We start from the raw sequence: 19,615 nt of genomic DNA, 5'->3' as shown, positions 1-19,615 counted from the left end.
CTGCGCCCGCGCCGACACGCCCGGCATGCGGTAACTCGCAATGGTGGCGATGCGCGGGCTGGCCGCCGCGACCACCTCGCCGCCTGCCTCGGCAATCGCCGCATCGAGAGTTTGCCGCAGGTCTGCCGCATCCTCCATCCACTCGAACGGCTCCTCCAGAGCGGCGGCCATGGCCAGCGCGGCGGGAAGATTCTCGGTGCCCGCCCGATAGCCCTGCTCCTGCCCGCCGGACGGATGTATCCGCGCCAGATTGCGGATCAGCAATGCGCCAATGCCCGGCGGCCCGCCGAATTTATGCGCGCTGATGGCGATCATGTCCGCATCCGGCAAGGGCAGCTTGCCCGCGCTCTGCGCGCAGTCGGCGAACAGATATCCGCCCGCCGTGCGGACAGCCGCGGCGATCCGCTCCAGCGGCAGGATAACGCCAGTCTCATTGTTGACATGCTGGATCGCGACAAGCGCGCCGGCCATATCCTCCTCTGGCAATAGCGGCTTGCCCCGTCCGTCCAGCGCCAGCCTTTCGCGCCCCGGCGTCACCCGCAACACCGCGTCATGCTCTATGGGGGAGGTCAGGATGCGCTCCGCATTGCTCCTGCCCAGCGCGATCGCAATCGCTTCGCTGGCGCCGGAGGTGAAGATCAGGCCGCCGTCCCAGTCCAGCGCAGCGCATATCCTCTTGCGCGCATCCTCCAGCGCGGCCCGCGCCGCCCGCCCGTCGGCATGGGGAGAGGAGGGATTGGCCCAGCGCCCGAAGGCGTCCGACATGGCGGTTATCGCGGCTTTGGAAACAGGCGTTGTCGCGGCGTGATCAAGGTAAAGCCGGTCGTCCAAGGGGCGTGCTACTCATTTTATTGCTAATTGGATGCTCACTTCTATATAGGCCACCAATCCAGCGCCACCATCGAAACTATGGGGGTCGCATCCACCGTTGCCAGCCAGGTGCCATGCCAGACGTTATTTTCCCCGGTCCCGAAGGTCGACTGGAGGGGCGCTTCAGCCCTCCGCCGCGCCCCCGCGCGCCCATCGCCATGATCCTGCACCCGCACCCGCAGGGCGGCGGCACGATGAACGACCGCATCACCCAGGCGCTCTACAAGACGTTCGTGAAGCGCGGCTTCGGCGTCCTGCGCTTCAACTTCCGCGGCGTCGGCCGCAGCCAGGGCACGTTCGACAATGGCATTGGCGAACTCAGCGATGCGGCGTCCGCGCTTGACTGGGTGCAGAGCTTCCACCCGGAGGCGCAGACGACATGGATCGCCGGCTTCTCCTTCGGCGCGTGGATCGGCATGCAGCTATTGATGCGCCGCCCGGAAGTGCGCGGCTTCATCTCCGTCGCGCCGCCTGCCAACATGTATGATTTCTCCTTCCTCGCGCCCTGCCCGGCGTCTGGCATCATCGTGCAGGGGACGTCGGACGAGGTGGTGACGGCTGGCGCGGTGCAGAAGCTGGTCGACAAGCTGCGCACGCAGAAAGGCATCACCATCCATCATGACGAGATTCGCGGCGCGAATCACTTTTTCGAGCATGAGCTGGATCAGCTCATGAAGTCGGTCGACAATTATCTCGACATGCGCCTGTCGCCGGATTCGCCCATTCGCTGAGCTGGCCACAACATCCGTTCGTGCTGAGCCTGTCGAAGCACTGTCCTTTCCTTTTCCGAAGGAGAGAAGCGCAGCCCTTCGACAAGCTCAGGACGAACGGTATATATATGCCGCCTCAGCCCATCGGCACGGCCCAGATGGCGACATTGCCGAACATCACCAGGCCCGCGATCACCATCAATATGCCGCGCTTGCGGTCGATCTTCTTTACCAGAAGATAGGTGCCGCCGCCGGTCAGCGCCACGCCGGCCAGCATCAGAAGGGACAGGATGGTTCCAGACATGGCCTCGCCATAGGGCGGGCTTTGTCCGGTGGCAATTGTGTGACAGCGCGCCTAGATAGGCGCCATTCGAATCACCGCATCGTTGAAGGGTCCGCAACAGGGTGAAAATCGCCATCGCCTCCGATCATGCAGCCATCGAGCTGAAAGCCCTGCTGACCGGCTGGTTGCGGGAGGAAGGGCATGAGGTCGACGACCTTGGCCCCGCCACCGACGCGCGGGTCGACTATCCCGATTTCGGCTACAAGCTGGCCCAGGCGGTCGCGAGCGGCGCGGCCGAGCGCGGCATTGCGCTGTGCGGGTCCGGCATTGGCATTTCCATCGCGGTCAACCGCAATCCAGCCTGCCGCGCGGCGCTGGTCTCCGAGCCGCTCTCCGCCGCCCTTGCGCGCGAACATAACAACGCCAACGTGATCGCCATGGGCGCCCGCCTGACCGGGCCGGACATGGCGAAAGCCTGCGTCTCTGCATTCCTCACCACCGATTTCGCCGGCGGGCGCCATGAGGGCCGCGTCGACAAACTCTCCCAGCCAGCGCTTTGAAAGGATCCACTCCATGAGCAGCAGCCCAGCCCTTTCCGCCGCCAATGACATCCGTCCCGACGGCTTCTTCACCCGCTCGCTTGCGGAGGTCGATCCCGCCGTCGCCGCCGGCGTCGCCCATGAGCTGAAGCGCGAAAAGACGCAGATCGAGCTGATCGCGTCGGAGAATATCGTGTCGAAGGCGGTGCTGGAGGCGCAGGGCAGCGTCTTTACCAACAAATATGCGGAAGGCTATCCGGGCAAGCGCTACTATCAGGGCTGCGCCCCCTCCGACGAGGTGGAGCAGCTCGCCATCGACCGCGCCAAGCAGTTGTTCAACTGCGGCTTCGTCAACGTCCAGCCGCATTCGGGCGCGCAGGCGAATGGCGGCGTCATGCTGGCGCTGGTGAAGCCCGGCGAGACGATCATGGGCCTCAGCCTGGACGCAGGCGGCCACCTGACCCACGGGTCGAAGCCCAGCATGTCCGGCAAATGGTTCAACGCCGTGCAATATGGCGTGCGCGAGGACACGCATGTCATCGATTATGACGAGGTCGAGAAGATCGCCGTCGACAGCCAGCCCAAGCTGATCATCGCGGGCGGTTCCGCCTATCCGCGCCACATCGACTTCGCCCGCTTCCGCGCCATTGCGGACAAGGTCGGCGCGCTGCTGATGGTCGACATGGCGCATTTCGCGGGTCTGGTCGCGGGCGGCGCGCACCCGACGCCCTTCGGCCACGCCCATGTCGTCACCACCACCACGCACAAGACGCTGCGCGGCCCGCGCGGCGGCATGATCATGACCGATGACGAGGCGATCGCGAAGAAGATCAACTCGGCCATCTTCCCCGGCCTTCAGGGCGGCCCGCTGATGCATGTCATCGCCGCCAAGGCCGTGGCCTTCGGCGAGGCGCTGCGCCCTGAGTTCAAGACCTACGCCCATGCCATCGTCGCCAATGCGAAGGCGCTGGCCAGCAAGCTGGAGGAGCGCGGGCTTGCCGTGGTTTCCGGCGGGACGGACACCCACCTCGCCCTCATCGACCTGCGCCCCTATGGCATCAGCGGAAAGGATGCGGACGAGGCGCTGGAGCGCAGCTTCATCACCTGCAACAAGAATGGCGTGCCGGGCGACCCCCTGCCCCCGACCAAGACCAGCGGCATCCGCGTCGGCTCTCCGGCGGGCACCACGCGCGGCTTCGGCATCGCGGAGTTCCAGGCGATCGGCGACATGATCGCCGACGTCCTCGCCGCCCTGCGCGACAAGGGCGAGGCGGGCGATCCGGCGGTTGAGGCCAATGTGCGCGAGCGCGTGGCGGCGCTTTGCGCCCGCTTCCCGATTTACGAGGGGTAAAACAAGAGAGCCGACCAGTTTTCTCTTTCCCCGTTCGTCCAGAGTAGCCATTGAGCGAAGACGAAATGGCGTATCGAAGGACCCTTCGATACGGGTCTTCGACAAGCTCAGCCCCTACTCAGGGCGAACGGTATTGGAACAACGATGCGTTGCCCCTTCTGCGCCCATGAAGACAGCCAGGTGAAGGACAGCCGTCCCACCGACGATGGCGCGGCCATCCGACGCCGCCGTCAGTGCGAGGCGTGCGGCGCGCGCTTCACCACCTTCGAACGCATCCAGCTCCGCGACATGTGGGTGGTGAAAAGCGAAGGGCGGCGAGAATCCTTCGACCGGGACAAGCTTGCCCGCTCCATCGGCATCGCCTGCCGCAAGCGGCCGATCGACCCGCAGCGCATGGAAAAGCTGATCTCCGGCATCCAGCGCCGCCTGGAAACCAGCGGCGACAATGAAGTCCCCGCCCAGCGCATCGGCGAAATGGTGATGGAGGGCCTGAAGGGCCTGGACAGCGTTGCCTATATAAGATTTGCTAGTGTTTACAAAGACTTCGGGGAAGCGAAGGATTTTGAGGACTTCGCCAGCACGGTGAAGGAGGTTGGGGGTGAGTGATTCAGGTAGGGTCCAATTCGGTTCTTCCAACCTCCGTTCGTCCTGAGTAGCGGCTGAGCGAAGCCGAAGACGCGTATCGAAGGACCCCAGGTGAGCTTTCACGCCTATATTCTACATTGCTCGGACGGCAGCTATTATGCGGGGCATACCGACGCATTGGAAAGCCGCATTGCGCAGCACGAGCGTGGTGAGATCGAGGGTTACACCGCCACCCGCCTTCCCGTGAAGCTGGCTTGGTCACAGGATTTTAGTTCGAGGGACGAAGCGCTCTCGGCTGAACGCCAGATAAAAGGCTGGTCGCGTAAAAAGAAAGAGGCTTTGATTGCGGGCGATTGGGACGCCGTAAAATCATTGGCGCGCAAATCCTTCGATACGGGCCTTCGCCAAGCTCAGTCCCTACTCAGGACGAACGGTTTTGACGAAGATGCGGAAATAGCTTTGCCTACAGCCGCCCCCTCCCCCATCATCGTCCTCGTCCGCCCCCAGCTTGGCGAGAATATCGGCAAGGCCGCGCGGGCGATGCTGAACTTCGGGCTTACCGAAATGCGGCTCGTTTCCCCGCGTGACGGATGGCCCAATCCCGACGCTGGTCCCGCCGCATCGGGCGCGGACGTCGTGCTGGAAAAGGCGCAGGTCTTTGCCTCACTGGCGGAGGCGGTCGCCGATTGCCCGCATGTCTATGCCACCACCGTACGCAAGCGGGGCGTGACCAAGCCGGTCGTGACGCCGGAGGAAGCCGCGCGCGAGATCCACAGCGCGCAGGGCCGCAGCGCCATCGTCTTTGGCCCGGAGCGGTCGGGGCTGGAGACCGACGATGTGGCCCTTGCCCGCAAGATACTGACGGTGCCGATCAACCCGGAATTCGGATCGCTCAATCTGGCCCAGGCGGTGATCCTGTGCGCCTATGAATGGTCGAAGGGGCAAACCCTTGCCTCGCCCACGATCAGCGACCTTGGCGTTCCCGCGCCGCAGGAGGAACTGGACGGCATGATCGCCCAGCTTGAGGCGATGCTGGACAAGGCCGGCTATTTCTATCCGCCGGACCGCACGCCCGCCACGAAGCGCACCTTGCGCGGCGTATTGACCAAGCCGGGCTGGAACAGCCTGGAGGTGCGGACCCTGCGCGGCGTTTGGTCCACCCTGGCGAACCCGCGGGAGCGGTAGGGAGCGCAGGCGTCCATCCCGCCTGGATCACTCCCCGCCCGTTCGCTTCGAGCTTGTCGAGAACCGAACGGAGGATGGAAGGCTTCCCGCCGACATCACCCCTTCAGCCGGTCGAACTCCGCCATCTCATAGGCGATCGACGCCTCGACCAGCCGGTCCCATATGTCGCGGATCGCGTCCGCGGGCAGCGCCAGCCGCTCCGCCTCCGCCCCGGCATTGGCGATCACCTGCGCCTTGCGCGGTTCGTCGCGCACATGGCCGCGTTCGGGTTTGATGCGGGCGGCGGCGCGCATATAGGCGAAGCGCTCGGCAAACAGCGCGACCAGCCGCATATCTACGCTGTCCACGCCGGCGCGGACATCGCGCATCGTCTGGCAGGCGTCAGGGCCGGGGACTTCAGAACCGGGAATATCGCTCATGCGCCCGCTCCTATGGCCTTGCCCGCCCGCTGTCGAGAGGGCCCGGCCAGACTCGACCCCGGACTTGACATGCCCGCCCGTCCCCGCCATAGGCCCGCCTTCGCAATTGGCCCCGCACCCCGGTGAAGCGGTGGCCCTTTCCGGCATGGCCCGGACAAGAGCGAAATACCGGGATCGATACCGCCTCTTTCATGGGGCGGATGACGTTGTAGCAATTGTAAGGACTATAGACATGTCGAAGCGCCAGAGCGCCAAGTATAAACTCGACCGCCGCATGGGCGAGAATATCTGGGGCCGCCCCAAATCGCCCGTCAACAAGCGCGAATATGGCCCCGGCCAGCACGGTCAGCGCCGCAAGGGCAAGATGTCCGACTATGGCATCCAGCTCCGCGCCAAGCAGAAGCTGAAGGGCTATTACGGCGACATCACCGAGAAGCAGTTCAAGAAGTCCTATGTCGAGGCGTCGCGCATGAAGGGCGACACCGGCCAGAACATGATCGGCCTGCTGGAGCGCCGCCTGGATGCGGTCGTCTATCGCGCCAAGTTCGCGCCGACCATCTTCTCCGCCCGTCAGATCGTATCGCACGGCCACATCTATGTGAACGGCGTGAAGTGCAACATCGCCAGCCGCCTGGTGAAGCCGGGTGACGAAATCACGCTGGGCAAGAAGGCGCAGGAAATGGCGCTGGTCATGGAAGCCCAGGGCCTCGCCGAGCGCGACATCCCCGACTATGTGGCGCCGGACGGCAACGCCAAGATCACCTATACCCGCGTTCCGACGCTGGACGAGGTGCCCTATCCGGTGAAGATGGAACCGAACCTGGTCGTCGAATTCTATTCGCGCTGATCGGTCCAAACCGAGGGCAAACATTCGAAAGGGCGGTCCACCGGGCCGCCCTTTTTCATTTCCCCGGCGTGGCGGCAGCGAGGAAAGCGCTTATCTTGCCAAGCATGTCCGCCCGCGCGATGCTGTCGCCCAGGGCATGGTCAAGGCCGTCATAGGTGATCAGCGTCACCGGCTTGCCCGCCTTTTTCAACCTCTCCTCCATCAGTCGCGACTGGCCGATGCCGACGTTGCGATCCATCGTCCCGTGAAAGATCAGGACGGGAGCCTTGATCCGCTCGGCATGGCGCGCCGGCGATCCCTCGTCGATATGGGGGCCATCGCCGATGAAGCGGCTGACGCTGCGGAAATTGGTCCAGTTCCGCCATTCTTCCTTCAACCTGTTGAAATCCGTCACCGGAGCGATTGCGATCACTGCCTTGAACAAGTCCGGGTAGGTCACCGCCGATTGCAGAGCGGCATAGCCGCCATAGGACCAGCCAAGCACAGATAGTTTCGCCGGGTCGGCTATCCCCTCGGAAATCAGCCACCGGCCCGCATCGCTCACATCACCGATGGCCGTTCTCCATCCCCGGATGCCATTCTGCTGGAACCAGGCGTCGCCATAGCCGGCCGACCCGCGGAAATTGGGTTGCAGGACGGCGTAGCCCTGGCTCACAAGATATTGGGTCAGCCAGTCAAACCCCCATTCGTCGCGGGCGCTGGGGCCGCCATGAGGCAGCACTATGGCGGGCAGCCCCTTCTGCGCGCCAGCGGCGGGCAGGGTCAGATATGCCGGCACCATGGTCCCGTCCGCGGCTTTATATGTAATCGCCCGGACCGTGGCCAAGGGAATGCCTGACAGGTCGCCCCGCTCAGGCATGAGGAGGTCGAGCGTGCCCGTCGCCTTGTCGAACAGATAATATTGTCCCGGATCGATATCGCTGCCTGCCCATATGAGCAGGCGCTTTTCATCCTGACTGGCGTCAAGAAAACGGATGAGCGGCTGGTTCGGCAACGCCTTGGCGAGACCTTTCGCCAGTTTTTCCAGAGCGGGATCAAAATAATAGGCTTCGCTCCGGTCCGTGACGAAGCGGACGCCCACAACGCGCCGTTCCCGCCCTACCGTCACGAAACCGTCCACATCCACACCGGGATGCGCGAAGATCAGTTGTTCCACACCCGCGCCGTCCAGCGTTTTCGTCCAGGCGGCAAACCGCCCGTCCTTCCGCCGCAAGCCATAGGCGAGATCGGCCTTCGGATCGACGAAATGCGGCGTAAATCCATTCTGGTCGGCGTCAACCTCGCCCAGCGGTTCCCAGTTGCGGCTGCCCTTTCGCCTAAAGAGATAGCGCAAAGATCCATCGTCCGTTTGCTGTTCTTTGGCCACCGCCATGATCCGAACGGAGCCGGCACCGTCAGCCAGGTAAATTCTGCCGGTAGTCCGGGGGGTCTCGACGATGCGCGCATTACCCGTTGCCGTATCAAGATTGTCAACGCCCAGGCCGTCGCGGGTCTGTGCGCCCCGCGTGCCCAGCGATGACTCAGGCACGTAGCGTCGCATCATCAGCACATGGCCATCCTGTCCCGGCGACATATCAATGACGTCGCCGCCAAAGAGCGAATAGTTGAGCGCATCGCCAAATCCGCGCGGCGTCTCGATCATCTTCATGTTCGCGCCGTCCCGGTCGATGGCGATATAGCGGGATGCGGTCGCCAGTTCCCCTACGTCGAGCATCATTACGGCGTAGACTTTGCAGAGCAGCCGCTGATTGCTGGACCAGGCGCAGCTAACGATCCTCTCCGGCTTGCCTTCGGAGGCCAATATGCGCTTGAGATCAAGTTGCTTGCCGGTATTGAGGTCGGCCACGAAAACGGCAGACCCGCGTGGGCCAAGCGGACCGACGATGGCAAGCCAGCCGCCATCGGGCGAGATGCTGGCATCCAGTACCGCCTGTCGCGCGCCAAACCGGGCAGCCGGACCAAGCTCCGCTTTCGCCGGCAGGGCCATGATTGCCGAAGCCAGCATGAAAATCGCGGCCAGCATCATCCGCGCGATCGCGCGCCGCTCATATCGCCAGACCCCCACGCCGTTCATCCCCCAAATAACCCCGATTTTGGATGGGTCAGCCCCGGCTGGCAGGCAAGTGGAGATGAACCCTTATTGGATATATCGACCCCGTTCCGGCGCGGGTCCGCTCCTTCCGGCAGTCGTCCTTTTCTTTGGACATTTATTTGCCCAGACCCAGCGACGCCCTCAGAAATTCGTCGCTCTGCCTGAGCATGTCGGTTCTGGCGGCAGAGTCGAAAAGCTGATGGTCGCGTTTGGAATAGACGACCAGGCGGCCTGTTTTCCCCGCATCGCGCAAACGATCCGCCATCAGGCGCGACTGGGCGATGTTGACGTTGATGTCCTGATCCCCATGAAACATCAGGACGGGCGCCTTGATCTTGCTGGCGTTCAGCGCGGGGGACCCTTCGCGGACATGCGGGCCATTGCCGATGAATTGATCGACCTGCAGAAAATTCGAGAAATATCTCGACTGGTCTCTCAATCCGGGAAGGTCGGTGACTGGCGCAATGGCGACGATCGCCTTGAACAGATCAGGATCGAGCACCGCCGATTGAAGCGCGGCATAGCCGCCATAAGACCAGCCTATAATCGCCAGCTTTGCCGGATCGGCTATCCCCTGGGATACCAGCCAGCGGCCCCCGTCATTGACATCGCTGATCGCGGTCCGCCAGGATTGAAACCCATTCTTCTCGAACCATGCCTCGCCATAGCCGGCCGAACCGCGAAAATTGGGCTGAAGAACCGCATAGCCGCGCGCGACAAAAAATTGCACCAGCCAGTCGAAGCCCCATTCATCGCGGGCGCCGGGGCCGCCATGCGGCATAACGATCGCGGGAATCCGTTTGCCTTCCGATCCCGGCGGCATCGAGAGATAGCCAGGAATTTGTGTGCCGTCAGCCGCCCGGTAACTGACCGGCTTCATGACCGCGAGCGGCTTATTTTCAAGCTGCGGACGCGCCAGCAATATCTCGGACAGCGTTTTCTTGTCGCGATCGAACACATAATATCTGCCTGGGTCGACATCGCTGCCTGCCCACAGCAGCAGCTTGCGCTCATCCACACTCGAATCCACGAAATTGACGAGCGGCGTATGAGGCAGGGCTTTTGACAGGGACGCGGAAAGGCTCTTGAGCGCGGGATCAAAATAGATGGCCATCCGCTTTTCGGTAGCAAATGTCGCGCCAACGACCCGGCGTTCCCGGCCAATGCGGATGAAGCCGTCCACATCAACCTGGGGGTGGGCGAATACCAGCTCCTTCTTGGCCGATCCATCAAGCGCTATGCGGTACGCGCCCTGGCGTCCATTCGCGTCATCAAAGCCGTATACGACGTCCAAGTCCGGATCGACTGCAACAGGATCAAACCCACGCTCTGTCGACACGTCCCGACTGGACAAATCCTGCCAGACCTCTGACCCCTTCGTACGGTAGGAATATTTGATGATATTTCCCGCATATCCATATCCGGAGGCGGGGGGCATGATCCCCATGATCCGGATTTTACCGCGGCCATCGGAGATATATTCAACCGCTGTCCTCTTGGGGGACTCGGCATGGCGTACGGTCAGGTTCAGCGTATTGACCAGATCGACGCCAAGACCGTCCTTGGAATTGGCGAGCTTTGTGCCGATCTGCACCTCCGGGACATAAACGCGCGAAACAAAGACGGCGCCATCCTGTCCGCTCAGGTCGATCACTTGCCCGCCATATTGCGCATATCCCGTCGTTCGCATGTTGCTGCGATTGCTCACGACCTTCATATTGCCGCCATTGTCATCGATGGCGAAAAGGCGGGAATAGCCCAGGATTCCAGCCTCGGAATCGACCAGCATCCTGACATTGCAGAGCAAACGGCTGTTGGACACCCAGTCGCACCGTGACAGTTTTTCGGGATTGCCGTCCGTGCCGGTAACGCGAAAGGGCTGCGCGCCACCCAAGACATTGGCGACAAACAGGGAGGCCCCCTGCCCTGCTGCGGGCGAAATGAAGGCGACTTTCGCGCCGTCGGGCGAAAGGCTGATCTGTTCGATATTTTCACGGGCGCCGAACAGGGCGGCATCGTCCCCCTGCGGCGCTGTATTTTCCTGCGCCAAGACCCCTGACTGCCCCAGTACCCCCAAGGCCGCGCAGCCTGCCAACCAAAGTCGCATGGTGTCCCCCTCTCAATATCGAAATTGGCTGCATCGCGGCTTGTATCCTTACAAGGACAAACGAACCCTTATTGGATATATCGATCCTGTTCCGGCGCAGGTCCGCCCCTCCTTGCCCTGCTTCGCCGCCGGTGGCATTCCTGCGCCATCCAAAAATCAAAAGAGGATCCTCCCCGACATGCGTATTTCCTCTCTGGTGCTGGCTTCCGCCGCGTCGCTCCTCGCCCTTTCCGCTTGCGCCACGACGCAGGGCAGCGGCTCGGCGGCTTCGGCATCGGCAGCCCCCGCAGCGCCCGCGCCAGCCCCCGCCGACATCGCGCCCTCCATCGACACGATGAAGCGTCTGGTGCAGGCGCTCTCGTCCGACGCCTTTGAAGGCCGCGCGCCGGGCACGCCGGGCGAGGAAAAGACCCTTGCCTTGCTCTCTGACGAGTTCGGCAAGCTTGGCCTGAAGCCCGGCAACAGGGGAAGCTGGTTCCAGGACGTGCCCTTGGTCGAGATCACCGCCAAGAATGTCTCTCCGCTGACCTTCACCGGCGGCAAGGGCAAGGTCAGCGCCGCCTATGGCCCGGAGATGGTCGTCGGCACCTATCGCGTGACGCCCAAGGTCGACATCAAGGACAGCCCCGTCATTTTCGTGGGTTACGGCATCAATGCGCCCGAAAAGGGGTGGAACGACTATGCCGGTCTCGATGTGAAGGGAAAGACGGTCATCATTCTGGTGAACGACCCGGATTATGAGAATCCGACGCTGGACGGCCCCTTCAACGGCCGGGCAATGACCTATTATGGCCGCTGGACCTACAAGTTTGAGGAAGCCGCGCGGCAGGGCGCAGCAGCCGCGATCATCGTCCATGACACCGTGCCCGCCGCCTATGGATGGAATGTCGTCCAGTCGAGCTGGACCGGATCGCAGCAGGTGGCCGACAATCCCAACGGCAATATGGACCAGGCGTCGGCCGTCGGCTGGATACAGAAGGACAAGGCGGCCGCCTTGCTGAAAAGCGGCGGGCTTGACCTCACCGCCCTGACCGCCGCCGCCAAGCAACCGGGCTTCAAGGCCGTGCCGCTGAAAGGCCTGAAGGCGTCGCTCTCCTTCGAAAACGCCCTGCGCAAGCATATGTCGAAGAATGTCGTCGCCCTGCTGCCCGGCAAGACGCGGCCGGACGAATATGTGCTCTATACCGGCCATTGGGACCATCTGGGCCATTGCGAGAAGGCCCCGGACGGCGACGATATCTGCAACGGGGCGGTCGACAATGCGACCGGCACCGCAGCCCTCGTCGCGCTGGCGGAGGCCAATGTGAAGGCGGGACCGACCGATCGCAGCCAGATATTCGTGGCGGTGACGGGCGAGGAATCCGGCCTGCTTGGTTCGCAATATTATGGCGAGCATCCGGTCTTTCCGCTCGGCAAGACGGTCGGCGGCGTCAATATGGACGCGCTCAGCATGGCTGGCCCGGCGCATAATGTGATCGTCGTGGGCAAGGGCAAGTCAGACCTGGACGCCTATCTCGACCGCGCGCTGACCGCGCAGGGCCGCGTGGCGACGATGGAGCCGACCCCGGAAAAAGGCTTCTATTACCGCTCCGACCATTTCAGCCTGGCCAAGCAGGGCGTGCCGATGCTCTATTTCGAGGGCGGCGACGATCTGGTGACGGGCGGCAAAGCGGCGGGGGAAGCCGCCGCGAAGGATTATGAGGAACATCGCTATCACGGGCCGAAGGACGAATATGATCCGGCCTGGGACTGGACCGGCGTCGCCGCCGACCTGAAGCTCTATTATACCGTCGGGCGGGACCTGGCGAATACGGCGGACTGGCCGAACTGGAAGGAAGGCGACGAATTCCGCGGCATTCGCGACAAGAGCAGGGCGGCCGCGCAATAGCGGCACATGCGCCATGCCCGTGGCCGGGGGGTCATTCCCCGGCGCGGGTATAGCTCCAGTTCTTGACCTGACTGCCGTCAGCGAGAGAGATTTCCGCCATCAGCCTGTCGCCCTCCCGCCAGTAACGGATGCGCTGTGGATAATCGTGGCGGCTGTTCTGGAAGATGATCGACCGCTCGTCCTGATCGACCATGGGGAAGGCGACCGCCGCCTTCCCCTCCGGCATGGCGTAGAAGGTCAACATGCCGTTCGCGCCGCGCACAATGCGCATCGCCTCCCAGGAGGAAAGCGTTTCGCCCTTCCCCGCCCGTCCGCCGCCCAGCATCAGGCCCGCGCGCGGCGGCGTCCAATATTCCTCGACCCATTCGTCGCCCTGCGCACCGGTCCATCCCCCGGCGATCCAGGCAGGAAGCGCGCTCGCCGTTTCCTGCGCGCCAGCGCTGGAGATTACCAGCAGGGCGGGCAGGATTGCCCCTCCAGCGATCCGTCCGGCAAAGCGCATGCGCACCCCTCCCCTGAAATATCGATCAGGGAGTTTCCCGCTTTTCCGGCTGTCCCGCAAGCGCGGATCGTGTAGAGAGCGGCCGCGTTCCCCGCCTATGGCGAACGGCCGGACCATCGCGAACGACCGGAGTTGCTCATGACTTTCCGCATGCCCGCCGAATGGGCACTCCATGACTGGGTATGGATCGGCTTTCCCAGCAACGCCGCCGAATGGCCGGACGGCTTTGCCGGGGCGCAGCGGGAAATCGCCGCCTTCGCCGATGCCGTCCATGCCGACGGCCGGGGGGAGCAGGTGCGCCTTGTCGCGGCGGATGAAGCCAATGCCGATATCGCCAAGTCGCTGGTCGGCCCAAGCATCGTCGTCCAGACCGAAAAGCATGGCGACATCTGGCTGCGCGACACCGGGCCGATCTGCGTCGCCAATGGCGCGGCGCGAGCGCTGGTCGATTTCGATTTCAACGGCTGGGGCGGCAAATATGAGATGCCGGGGGATGAGGATATCGGCGCGCGCCTGGCCGCCCAGTCCGACCTTTCCGTCTTGCGGCAGGAATGGATATTCGAGGGCGGCGCGGTCGATACGGACGGCACTGGCCTGTTCGTGACGACCGAGCAATGCCTGCTCAACCCGAACCGGAACCCCGCGCTGGACCGGTGCAAGATCGAGACGCTGCTCGCGGGCAGCCTTGGCCTGTCCGACATGCTCTGGCTGGGCGAGGGCCTGATGAACGACCATACCGATGGTCATGTCGACAATCTCGCCCGCTTCGTGGCGCCCGGCGTGCTTGGCATTCCGGAAGCAACCACCGCCGATGACCCCAATGCCGCCATCTATGCCGACGCGCGCGACCGGGCGAAGGCGCATGGCGTGGAGGTCGCCTCCATCCCCTCCCCCGGCCGGGTCGAGATGGACGGAGAGGCTATTCCCGCCAGCTATATGAATTTCTATGTCGGCAACGCCGCCGTCATCGTCCCCATCTATGGCCGCCCGAACGATCAGGCTGCGCTCGACGCGCTCCGCCCCTTCTTCCCCGGCCGGGATATTGTCGGGCTGCGCAGCGACGCCATATTGACCGGCGGCGGCAGCTTCCACTGCTCCAGCCAGCAAATGCCATCAGCAGGAACGCCATGACCAAGGTAACTGTCGCCGCCCTCCAGCTTCCTTTCTCGGACGACGCCGCCGATAATATCGCGCTTGTCGACTCCCATGTCCGCAAGGCGGCGGCGCGGGGGGCAAAGATCATCCTGCCGCCCGAACTGTTCGAGGGGCCTTATTTCTGCAAGGTCGAGGATGAGGCTTTGTTCGCCACCGCCCATCCGCTGGAGAGCCATCCGGCCGTTACCGCCATGCGGGCCGCGGCCAAGGATCTGGGCGTCTATATCCCGACCAGCTTTTTCGAGCGCGACGGCCAGCATTATTACAACTCCCTCGCCATGATCGACGACCAGGGCGAGATTATGGGGGTCTACCGCAAGAGCCACATTCCCGATGGGCCGGGATATGAGGAGAAATATTATTTCCGCCCCGGCAATACGGGGTTCAAGGTGTGGGAGACGCGCTACGGCACGATCGGCGTCGGCATCTGCTGGGACCAATGGTATCCGGAAACCGCCCGCGTCATGGCCCTGATGGGGGCGGAGATGCTGTTCTATCCCACCGCCATCGGGTCAGAGCCTTATGATGCGGACCTCGACACCAGCCGCATGTGGCGGCGGGCGATGATCGGCCATGCCGTCAGCAACTGCATGCCGGTGATCGCCGCCAACCGCATCGGCGAGGAGGATGGGCCGCAGGGACCGCAGCGCTTCTACGGCCACAGCTTCATCACCGACGAATGGGGCGATTTCGTCAGCGAGGCGGATGCGAAGGATCATGGCGCGCTGATCGCGACGCTGGACTTGGAACGCGCCCGCAAGCACCGCGCGGGCATGGGCTTCTTCCGCGACCGGCGGCCGGAACTGTACGGCCGGATTGCGCAGGATATTTGACGCCTGTCGCGCCCCGGCGATCGGGTCTGGAAAGAATTTCCTGTTCGGGCGGAGGCGTGCTCCTGCGAAAGCAGGAGCCCAGACCTGACCTCCGAACTGGGCTCCTGCTTTCGCAGGAGCACGCTGTTTCTCCAGCCGATCAGAACAATCCTACCCCACCAACTCCAGCGCCCGCGCGAACACCGCCTCGAACATCGGCGCGGTCAGTCGCCCTGTGTTCGTATTGTAGCGCGAGCAGTGATAGCTATCGATCAGCATCCGCCCGTCCGGCATGCGATGTTCGGCCAGATGCGCGAAGCGGCATTTGGGCAGCCGCCCACCCAGCACCTTCACCGCGGACTGATGCGCGATCTGGCCCAGCGCGATAAATATCCGCGCATTGGGCAGCGCCTTCACGGCGTCGTTCAGGAACGGGCGGCAATTGCGCACCTCCTCCGGCGTCGGTTTGTTCTGCGGCGGGAGGCATTTCACCGAATTGACGATGATGATGTCCCGCAGGGCCAGGCCATCATCCACCCGCGCGTCATAGCTGCCGCTGGACAGCCCGTATTTCGACAGGGTCGCGAACAGCAGGTCGCCCGCATAATCCCCGGTGAAGGGCCGTCCGGTCCGGTTCGCGCCATGCTTGCCCGGCGCAAGGCCAACGATGGCGATCCGCGCCTCCGGGTCGCCAAAGGCCGGGACAGGCGCATTCCACCAATCGGGAAACTCGGCCCGGCACGCATGGCGATAGGCGACCAGCCGTTCGCATCGCGGGCAGTCATGCGGCGGTTCAGTGGTCGGCAACGGACTTTCCATAAGCATGGCGAGGCGATAGGCGCTCGGACGTGACCCGCGCAAGATACGCCCTCGCCCTCGGCTCCAATCGCCCCCTGTCGGCCAGCCTGCCGCCCCGCGCGCTGGCGGCGGCGGCGGCGCAGGCGCTCGGCCAGCCGCCGCTGCGCCTGATTGCGATCTCCCCGCTCATGACCTCCCGGCCGCTGGGGCCTTCCCAGCGTCTCTATATCAACGCCGCGGCGATCGTGGAGGCGGACCTTCCGCCGCCTGCGCTGCTGGCCCATCTCAAGGTGCTCGAGCGGCGTTTCGGCCGCCGCGGGGGACGCCGCTGGGGCGCGCGCACGCTCGATCTCGACATCATTCTGTGGTCCGGCGGCGCGTGGGCGAGCCGGACGCTTCAGGTGCCCCACCGCGCCTTTCGGGAACGGCGCTTCGTCCTCGCCCCCCTCGCCCAAATCGCTCCGGCATGGCGCGATCCGGCCACCGGCCTTACGATCCGGCACATTCTTGCGCGCACAAGCCGGTCAAAGCCGGTTGACCGCACCGGCAAGCGTCTCTAGGTGCCCATTACCGCATCGCCCGGCGCAACCCGGCGCACGTGGGCCCTTAGCTCAGTCGGTAGAGCAACTGACTTTTAATCAGTAGGTCGCTGGTTCGAATCCAGCAGGGCTCACCACTATTCCCGCACGCGGATTCCGGTGAAGCTGGCTTCATTCTATCGTCGGTTCGCTTTCGGATACGGACAGATTCGTCAACGCCATTTCCGTCGCCGATAGCCTGTCGCCCTGGGACAGCGCCGTTGCGCCTTCGGAAGATTCGCATATGCGGCTCGCGCCGTTCCCCATCCGGAAATTGACATAGGTTCGTATGGTAACGTGGATATCGCCAGCGCTATCGCCGGGCGGATGATAGCGGCGCGGCACGGATTGCACAGACGTCACCGTGCCAAATTCGCCGCGCTTCATGCACGGCGCCGGCGCAGGCCCGCCATTATCCGCCGCTCCGCAAGCGCTCAGCAAGAGAAACGCGACACACCAGACTTTCTGAACCATCAAAGACATGCCCGCCCAAGCCAGCGGCCGGAGCTTCCGTCGCCCTGCCGCCCATAACCCCCGCCCATATCGCGGCCCCGCCCCCTTAGCTGGACCATGATTATGAAAAGATTAGCCGCGCGTCCGGTGTTTGATCGAAAATGGAAGGATTATGCGGGCCGCTTTCCGTCCGCCGCGACTTTTGGGCAAGATGTGCCGGACGCCATGGAGATCACGATTAACAGAAGCTGACCGGCTTGCCACCGGACCCGATTCTTAAGATGCTGCATCAGCCCGAACAGGAGGCCCAAACAGGAGGGTGTCACATGACCATGCGCAAACCGAGCAGGTTCATCGCCTTGTGGAAGGCGGAACTGAAAGCGGCCGAGGCGGCCGTCGATCATGTCACTGAAATGGCGCACCGCATGCTTGCGCGCCACTATGCCCGGCTGGCGGCGGCGGACTGCCGCCTTCCGGCAAGGTGCTGATTAAAGCCCGGAATATGAAAAAACGGCCTGGTCAGCGGATGCTGGCCAGGCCGTAAAGTGAAAGAGCCTGGAAAACCAGAGCCCTTCGGGTCGCACGCCCTAGCTAGGCCACATGACGCCTCATCGGAAGGGCCGCGATGCGTTTTCGTCGATAGGTCCGACATGTTCGTCGCAGAGATTTGCCGCGCCCGCGCGGGCCAATCCGATACTGGCTGTTATCCGCCATTTTTCCGTAACTTGGTCGCACTGGATGGCATGTTGATCCCTTGCGCCTGTCCCGTCCCGCCCATCTGGGTAAAAAGAGGGTAAGCCAAGAATATCGGGACGCGACCGGATGACTGAAAATATACCGCTGACCGTCAAGGGCAGGCCATTTCGCCTGCTTGACGCATTGGACGGAGCGGGAAACATTGCCGACATGTCCGGCTCCAGAGAAGATGCGCGCCCGTTGGAGGCAGCCCAGCTCACAGTGGCGCTGTGGCTGTTCGTCGCCGTGATCTATCTGCCCGTCCTGATCGACCGTCATAATGGCGAGGGCTGGCTGAGCATCGGCCTCGACGCATCGACCGTGTTCGTCTCCATGATCTTTGCGACGCCCCTGTTTCTGGTGTTCCGCAACACCATTGGCCTGAGCCTGCCGTATCGCGCGCTGATCCTGGGCGGGATGGTCGTGCTGACCGCGATCGTGCAGACCGCCTTCGACATCATGTTCACCGGCTGGGTGGCCAATAATGTCGAGCGCGCCTGGTATGCCCTGCCCCGCAACCTCAGCCGCGCCTATGGCGCCGCGTTCAACTATATCTGCGTATTCTCGGTCAATCTGGCGCTGTTCCAGCTTTCCTTCGCCCGCCGCCGCGAGTTCAGCCAGTCCCGGAAGCTGGTGGACGCCCAGTTCGCCGCCCAGCAGGCGCAGCTTGCGGCGCTCCGCTTCCAGCTCAATCCCCACTTCCTGTTCAATACGCTCAACGCCATCTCCTCCATGATCGTGACCAACCGCAATGCGGAAGCGGAGAAGATGACGGAGAAGCTTTCGGGCTTCCTGCGCGCCTCGCTGGCCTCCGACCCGACCGAGTTGATCCCGCTAGAGGATGAATTTTCCTTGATCGAAGACTATCTGGACATCGAAAAGGTCCGGTTCGAGGAGCGGCTGATGATCGACATCGCCTGCACGGATGAGGCGGCGGCCATCTGGGTGCCCAGCTTCCTCCTGCAGCCGCTTGTCGAGAATGCCGTGAAATATGGCGTCGGTCGGTCTTGCGAACCGGTGACAGTGAAGATCGACGGACGGATCGTGAATGATCAGCTTGTCATCACGGTGGAGGATGACGGGCGCTTTTCCGGCGATGGCGGGCCGACCGTCGGCGCCAGCGTGGGCCTGAACAATGTCCGCCACCGGCTTGAGGCGGTATATGGCAAGCGCTCCTCCCTCACCGCGCGCGCGCTGGACCGCGGTTTCCTCGCAGCGATCCATATCCCCATCTGATAGGCCATTGGCGCAGGCCATTGGCGCGTTCATTGTTATGGAGTAACCATTTCTGTTGGGCCGCGTAGAGACTCGCTCTCACGCCGCCCGCCGGAGTTGGGGACATGCGCGTTTTTCTGGTGGATGATGAGAGCCTTGCGCTCGACAGGCTGCGGACATTGTTCGCGGACATCGAGGGCGTGGAAGTCGTCGGCCAGGCGCGCGACGGGGCGACCGCCCTGGAGATGATGGGCGAATTGCGGCCCGACCTGGTGATCCTGGACGTGCAGATGCCGGGCCGCAACGGCCTGCGCATTGCCGGCGACATTACGCTGGAGCCGCGGCCGGAGGTGGTGTTCGTCACTGCCCATGAACATTATGCGCCCGATGCGTTTGAAGTGGACGCCGCCGACTATCTGCTGAAACCCGTCCGGTTCGACCGGCTGCGTCACGCCGTGGAGCGCGCGCGCCGCCGCCGCGACCTGCGCGAT

21 protein-coding genes and 1 tRNA gene are annotated in these 19,615 nt (G+C 63.5%); 14 read left to right on the top strand and 8 right to left on the bottom strand.

The genetic code is table 11. The annotated features are described in order from the left end of the window. The coding region (locus tag BHQ40_RS20365; protein ID WP_070157640.1) for a cysteine desulfurase family protein at nt 1-831 on the bottom strand (831 nt) is incomplete at its 3' end. Nucleotides 832-944: 113 nt separating this feature from the next. On the opposite strand from BHQ40_RS20365, the gene BHQ40_RS20360 reads away from it, so the two are divergent. Then, nucleotides 945-1,601, top strand: coding sequence for an alpha/beta hydrolase (locus BHQ40_RS20360; RefSeq protein ID WP_070157639.1), 657 nt, complete (start codon nt 945-947; stop codon nt 1,599-1,601). Between the two features lie 115 nt (nt 1,602-1,716). On the opposite strand, the gene BHQ40_RS26325 is transcribed toward BHQ40_RS20360, so the two are convergent. Beyond that, the gene (locus BHQ40_RS26325; protein ID WP_171905912.1) at nt 1,717-1,884 is read right to left on the bottom strand and encodes a hypothetical protein; all 168 of its coding nucleotides are present in this window, start codon (nt 1,882-1,884) and stop codon (nt 1,717-1,719) included. 101 nt (nt 1,885-1,985) lie between these two features. On the opposite strand from BHQ40_RS26325, the gene rpiB reads away from it, so the two are divergent. The 4 genes from rpiB to BHQ40_RS20340 all read left to right on the top strand — a co-directional run bounded on the left by rpiB (nt 1,986) and on the right by BHQ40_RS20340 (nt 5,523). Beyond that, nucleotides 1,986-2,423, top strand: coding sequence for a ribose 5-phosphate isomerase B (gene rpiB / locus BHQ40_RS20355; protein ID WP_070157638.1), 438 nt, complete (start codon nt 1,986-1,988; stop codon nt 2,421-2,423). Nucleotides 2,424-2,436: 13 nt separating this feature from the next. Further along, the gene (glyA, locus tag BHQ40_RS20350; RefSeq protein ID WP_070157637.1) at nt 2,437-3,753 is read left to right on the top strand and encodes a serine hydroxymethyltransferase; all 1,317 of its coding nucleotides are present in this window, start codon (nt 2,437-2,439) and stop codon (nt 3,751-3,753) included. A 144-nt stretch (nt 3,754-3,897) separates the two neighbouring features. Next, complete coding sequence (nrdR, locus tag BHQ40_RS20345; protein WP_070157636.1) at nt 3,898-4,359, top strand: transcriptional regulator NrdR; 462 nt, start codon at nt 3,898-3,900, stop codon at nt 4,357-4,359. Between the two features lie 90 nt (nt 4,360-4,449). After that, nucleotides 4,450-5,523 (top strand): TrmH family RNA methyltransferase, encoded by a 1,074-nt coding sequence (locus tag BHQ40_RS20340; RefSeq protein WP_083277060.1) that lies wholly within the window; start codon nt 4,450-4,452, stop codon nt 5,521-5,523. Nucleotides 5,524-5,618: 95 nt separating this feature from the next. On the opposite strand, the gene BHQ40_RS20335 is transcribed toward BHQ40_RS20340, so the two are convergent. Next, entirely contained in the window at nt 5,619-5,942 is a 324-nt protein-coding gene (locus BHQ40_RS20335; RefSeq protein ID WP_070157635.1) for a chorismate mutase, read from the bottom strand. A gap of 232 nt (nt 5,943-6,174) precedes the next feature. On the opposite strand from BHQ40_RS20335, the gene rpsD reads away from it, so the two are divergent. Further along, nucleotides 6,175-6,789, top strand: a complete 615-nt coding sequence (rpsD, locus tag BHQ40_RS20330; protein WP_070157634.1) for a 30S ribosomal protein S4 — start codon at nt 6,175-6,177, stop codon at nt 6,787-6,789. Between the two features lie 55 nt (nt 6,790-6,844). On the opposite strand, the gene BHQ40_RS20325 is transcribed toward rpsD, so the two are convergent. Together BHQ40_RS20325 and BHQ40_RS20320 are read right to left on the bottom strand one after the other, a co-directional pair. Next, nucleotides 6,845-8,854, bottom strand: a complete 2,010-nt coding sequence (locus BHQ40_RS20325; protein WP_253183424.1) for an alpha/beta hydrolase family protein — start codon at nt 8,852-8,854, stop codon at nt 6,845-6,847. Between the two features lie 142 nt (nt 8,855-8,996). After that, on the bottom strand, nt 8,997-10,988 hold the full coding sequence (locus tag BHQ40_RS20320; protein ID WP_083277059.1) for an alpha/beta hydrolase family protein: 1,992 nt from the start codon (nt 10,986-10,988) through the stop codon (nt 8,997-8,999). Nucleotides 10,989-11,166: 178 nt separating this feature from the next. Between BHQ40_RS20320 and BHQ40_RS20315 the strand changes: the two genes are divergently transcribed. Then, nucleotides 11,167-12,876: a M28 family peptidase gene (locus tag BHQ40_RS20315; protein WP_070157641.1), complete on the top strand. Its 1,710-nt coding sequence runs from the start codon at nt 11,167-11,169 to the stop codon at nt 12,874-12,876. A 31-nt stretch (nt 12,877-12,907) separates the two neighbouring features. Here the strand turns inward: BHQ40_RS20315 and BHQ40_RS20310 are convergent, their stop codons facing one another. Continuing rightward, a complete protein-coding gene (locus BHQ40_RS20310) occupies nt 12,908-13,378 on the bottom strand; it encodes a DUF6265 family protein (protein ID WP_070157632.1) in 471 nt (156 codons plus the stop codon). 138 nt (nt 13,379-13,516) lie between these two features. Between BHQ40_RS20310 and BHQ40_RS20305 the strand changes: the two genes are divergently transcribed. Both BHQ40_RS20305 and aguB read left to right on the top strand, forming a co-directional pair. Continuing rightward, on the top strand, nt 13,517-14,509 hold the full coding sequence (locus BHQ40_RS20305; protein WP_070157631.1) for an agmatine deiminase family protein: 993 nt from the start codon (nt 13,517-13,519) through the stop codon (nt 14,507-14,509). Further along, nucleotides 14,506-15,366, top strand: coding sequence for an N-carbamoylputrescine amidase (gene aguB / locus BHQ40_RS20300; protein ID WP_070157630.1), 861 nt, complete (start codon nt 14,506-14,508; stop codon nt 15,364-15,366). The genes BHQ40_RS20305 and aguB overlap by 4 nt, the downstream gene beginning before the upstream one ends. Nucleotides 15,367-15,516: 150 nt before the next feature. On the opposite strand, the gene BHQ40_RS20295 is transcribed toward aguB, so the two are convergent. Continuing rightward, entirely contained in the window at nt 15,517-16,170 is a 654-nt protein-coding gene (locus BHQ40_RS20295) for a uracil-DNA glycosylase (protein WP_070157629.1), read from the bottom strand. 23 nt (nt 16,171-16,193) lie between these two features. Between BHQ40_RS20295 and folK the strand changes: the two genes are divergently transcribed. Then, a complete protein-coding gene (folK, locus tag BHQ40_RS20290) occupies nt 16,194-16,703 on the top strand; it encodes a 2-amino-4-hydroxy-6-hydroxymethyldihydropteridine diphosphokinase (RefSeq protein WP_070157628.1) in 510 nt (169 codons plus the stop codon). A gap of 40 nt (nt 16,704-16,743) precedes the next feature. Then, nucleotides 16,744-16,819: transfer RNA gene (locus BHQ40_RS20285), tRNA-Lys, on the top strand. Nucleotides 16,820-16,853: 34 nt separating this feature from the next. Here the strand turns inward: BHQ40_RS20285 and BHQ40_RS20280 are convergent. Further along, nucleotides 16,854-17,108 carry a hypothetical protein gene (locus BHQ40_RS20280; protein WP_070157627.1) on the bottom strand — a complete coding sequence of 85 codons (255 nt, stop codon included), beginning with the start codon at nt 17,106-17,108 and terminating at the stop codon, nt 16,854-16,856. Between the two features lie 392 nt (nt 17,109-17,500). Here BHQ40_RS20280 and BHQ40_RS26320 point away from each other — a divergent pair, with 392 nt between their 5' ends. The 3 genes from BHQ40_RS26320 to BHQ40_RS20270 all read left to right on the top strand — a co-directional run. After that, complete coding sequence (locus BHQ40_RS26320) at nt 17,501-17,662, top strand: hypothetical protein (protein ID WP_171905910.1); 162 nt, start codon at nt 17,501-17,503, stop codon at nt 17,660-17,662. A 334-nt stretch (nt 17,663-17,996) separates the two neighbouring features. Beyond that, nucleotides 17,997-19,145 carry a sensor histidine kinase gene (locus tag BHQ40_RS20275; protein ID WP_070157626.1) on the top strand — a complete coding sequence of 383 codons (1,149 nt, stop codon included), beginning with the start codon at nt 17,997-17,999 and terminating at the stop codon, nt 19,143-19,145. A 104-nt stretch (nt 19,146-19,249) separates the two neighbouring features. Then, the coding region (locus tag BHQ40_RS20270; protein ID WP_139139382.1) for a LytR/AlgR family response regulator transcription factor at nt 19,250-19,615 on the top strand (366 nt) is incomplete at its 3' end.

Origin of the sequence: Sphingobium phenoxybenzoativorans (genome assembly GCF_001757355.1) — a bacterium.
GTDB lineage: Bacteria > Pseudomonadota > Alphaproteobacteria > Sphingomonadales > Sphingomonadaceae > Sphingobium > Sphingobium phenoxybenzoativorans.
This window is presented reverse-complemented; position numbering and strand designations above follow the sequence as displayed.

What these genes read in the sequence shown, in the direction of transcription:
- BHQ40_RS20360 (WP_070157639.1), top strand. Translation starts at nt 945, where the DNA reads ATGCCAGACGTTATTTTCCCCGGTCCCGAAGGTCGACTGGAGGGGCGC.
- BHQ40_RS26325 (WP_171905912.1), bottom strand. Translation starts at nt 1,884, where the DNA reads ATGTCTGGAACCATCCTGTCCCTTCTGATGCTGGCCGGCGTGGCGCTG.
- glyA (WP_070157637.1), top strand. Translation starts at nt 2,437, where the DNA reads ATGAGCAGCAGCCCAGCCCTTTCCGCCGCCAATGACATCCGTCCCGAC.
- nrdR (WP_070157636.1), top strand. Translation starts at nt 3,898, where the DNA reads ATGCGTTGCCCCTTCTGCGCCCATGAAGACAGCCAGGTGAAGGACAGC.
- BHQ40_RS20335 (WP_070157635.1), bottom strand. Translation starts at nt 5,942, where the DNA reads ATGAGCGATATTCCCGGTTCTGAAGTCCCCGGCCCTGACGCCTGCCAG.
- rpsD (WP_070157634.1), top strand. Translation starts at nt 6,175, where the DNA reads ATGTCGAAGCGCCAGAGCGCCAAGTATAAACTCGACCGCCGCATGGGC.
- BHQ40_RS20320 (WP_083277059.1), bottom strand. Translation starts at nt 10,988, where the DNA reads ATGCGACTTTGGTTGGCAGGCTGCGCGGCCTTGGGGGTACTGGGGCAG.
- BHQ40_RS20315 (WP_070157641.1), top strand. Translation starts at nt 11,167, where the DNA reads ATGCGTATTTCCTCTCTGGTGCTGGCTTCCGCCGCGTCGCTCCTCGCC.
- BHQ40_RS20310 (WP_070157632.1), bottom strand. Translation starts at nt 13,378, where the DNA reads ATGCGCTTTGCCGGACGGATCGCTGGAGGGGCAATCCTGCCCGCCCTG.
- BHQ40_RS20305 (WP_070157631.1), top strand. Translation starts at nt 13,517, where the DNA reads ATGACTTTCCGCATGCCCGCCGAATGGGCACTCCATGACTGGGTATGG.
- aguB (WP_070157630.1), top strand. Translation starts at nt 14,506, where the DNA reads ATGACCAAGGTAACTGTCGCCGCCCTCCAGCTTCCTTTCTCGGACGAC.
- BHQ40_RS20295 (WP_070157629.1), bottom strand. Translation starts at nt 16,170, where the DNA reads ATGCTTATGGAAAGTCCGTTGCCGACCACTGAACCGCCGCATGACTGC.
- BHQ40_RS20280 (WP_070157627.1), bottom strand. Translation starts at nt 17,108, where the DNA reads ATGAAGCGCGGCGAATTTGGCACGGTGACGTCTGTGCAATCCGTGCCG.
- BHQ40_RS26320 (WP_171905910.1), top strand. Translation starts at nt 17,501, where the DNA reads ATGACCATGCGCAAACCGAGCAGGTTCATCGCCTTGTGGAAGGCGGAA.
- BHQ40_RS20275 (WP_070157626.1), top strand. Translation starts at nt 17,997, where the DNA reads ATGACTGAAAATATACCGCTGACCGTCAAGGGCAGGCCATTTCGCCTG.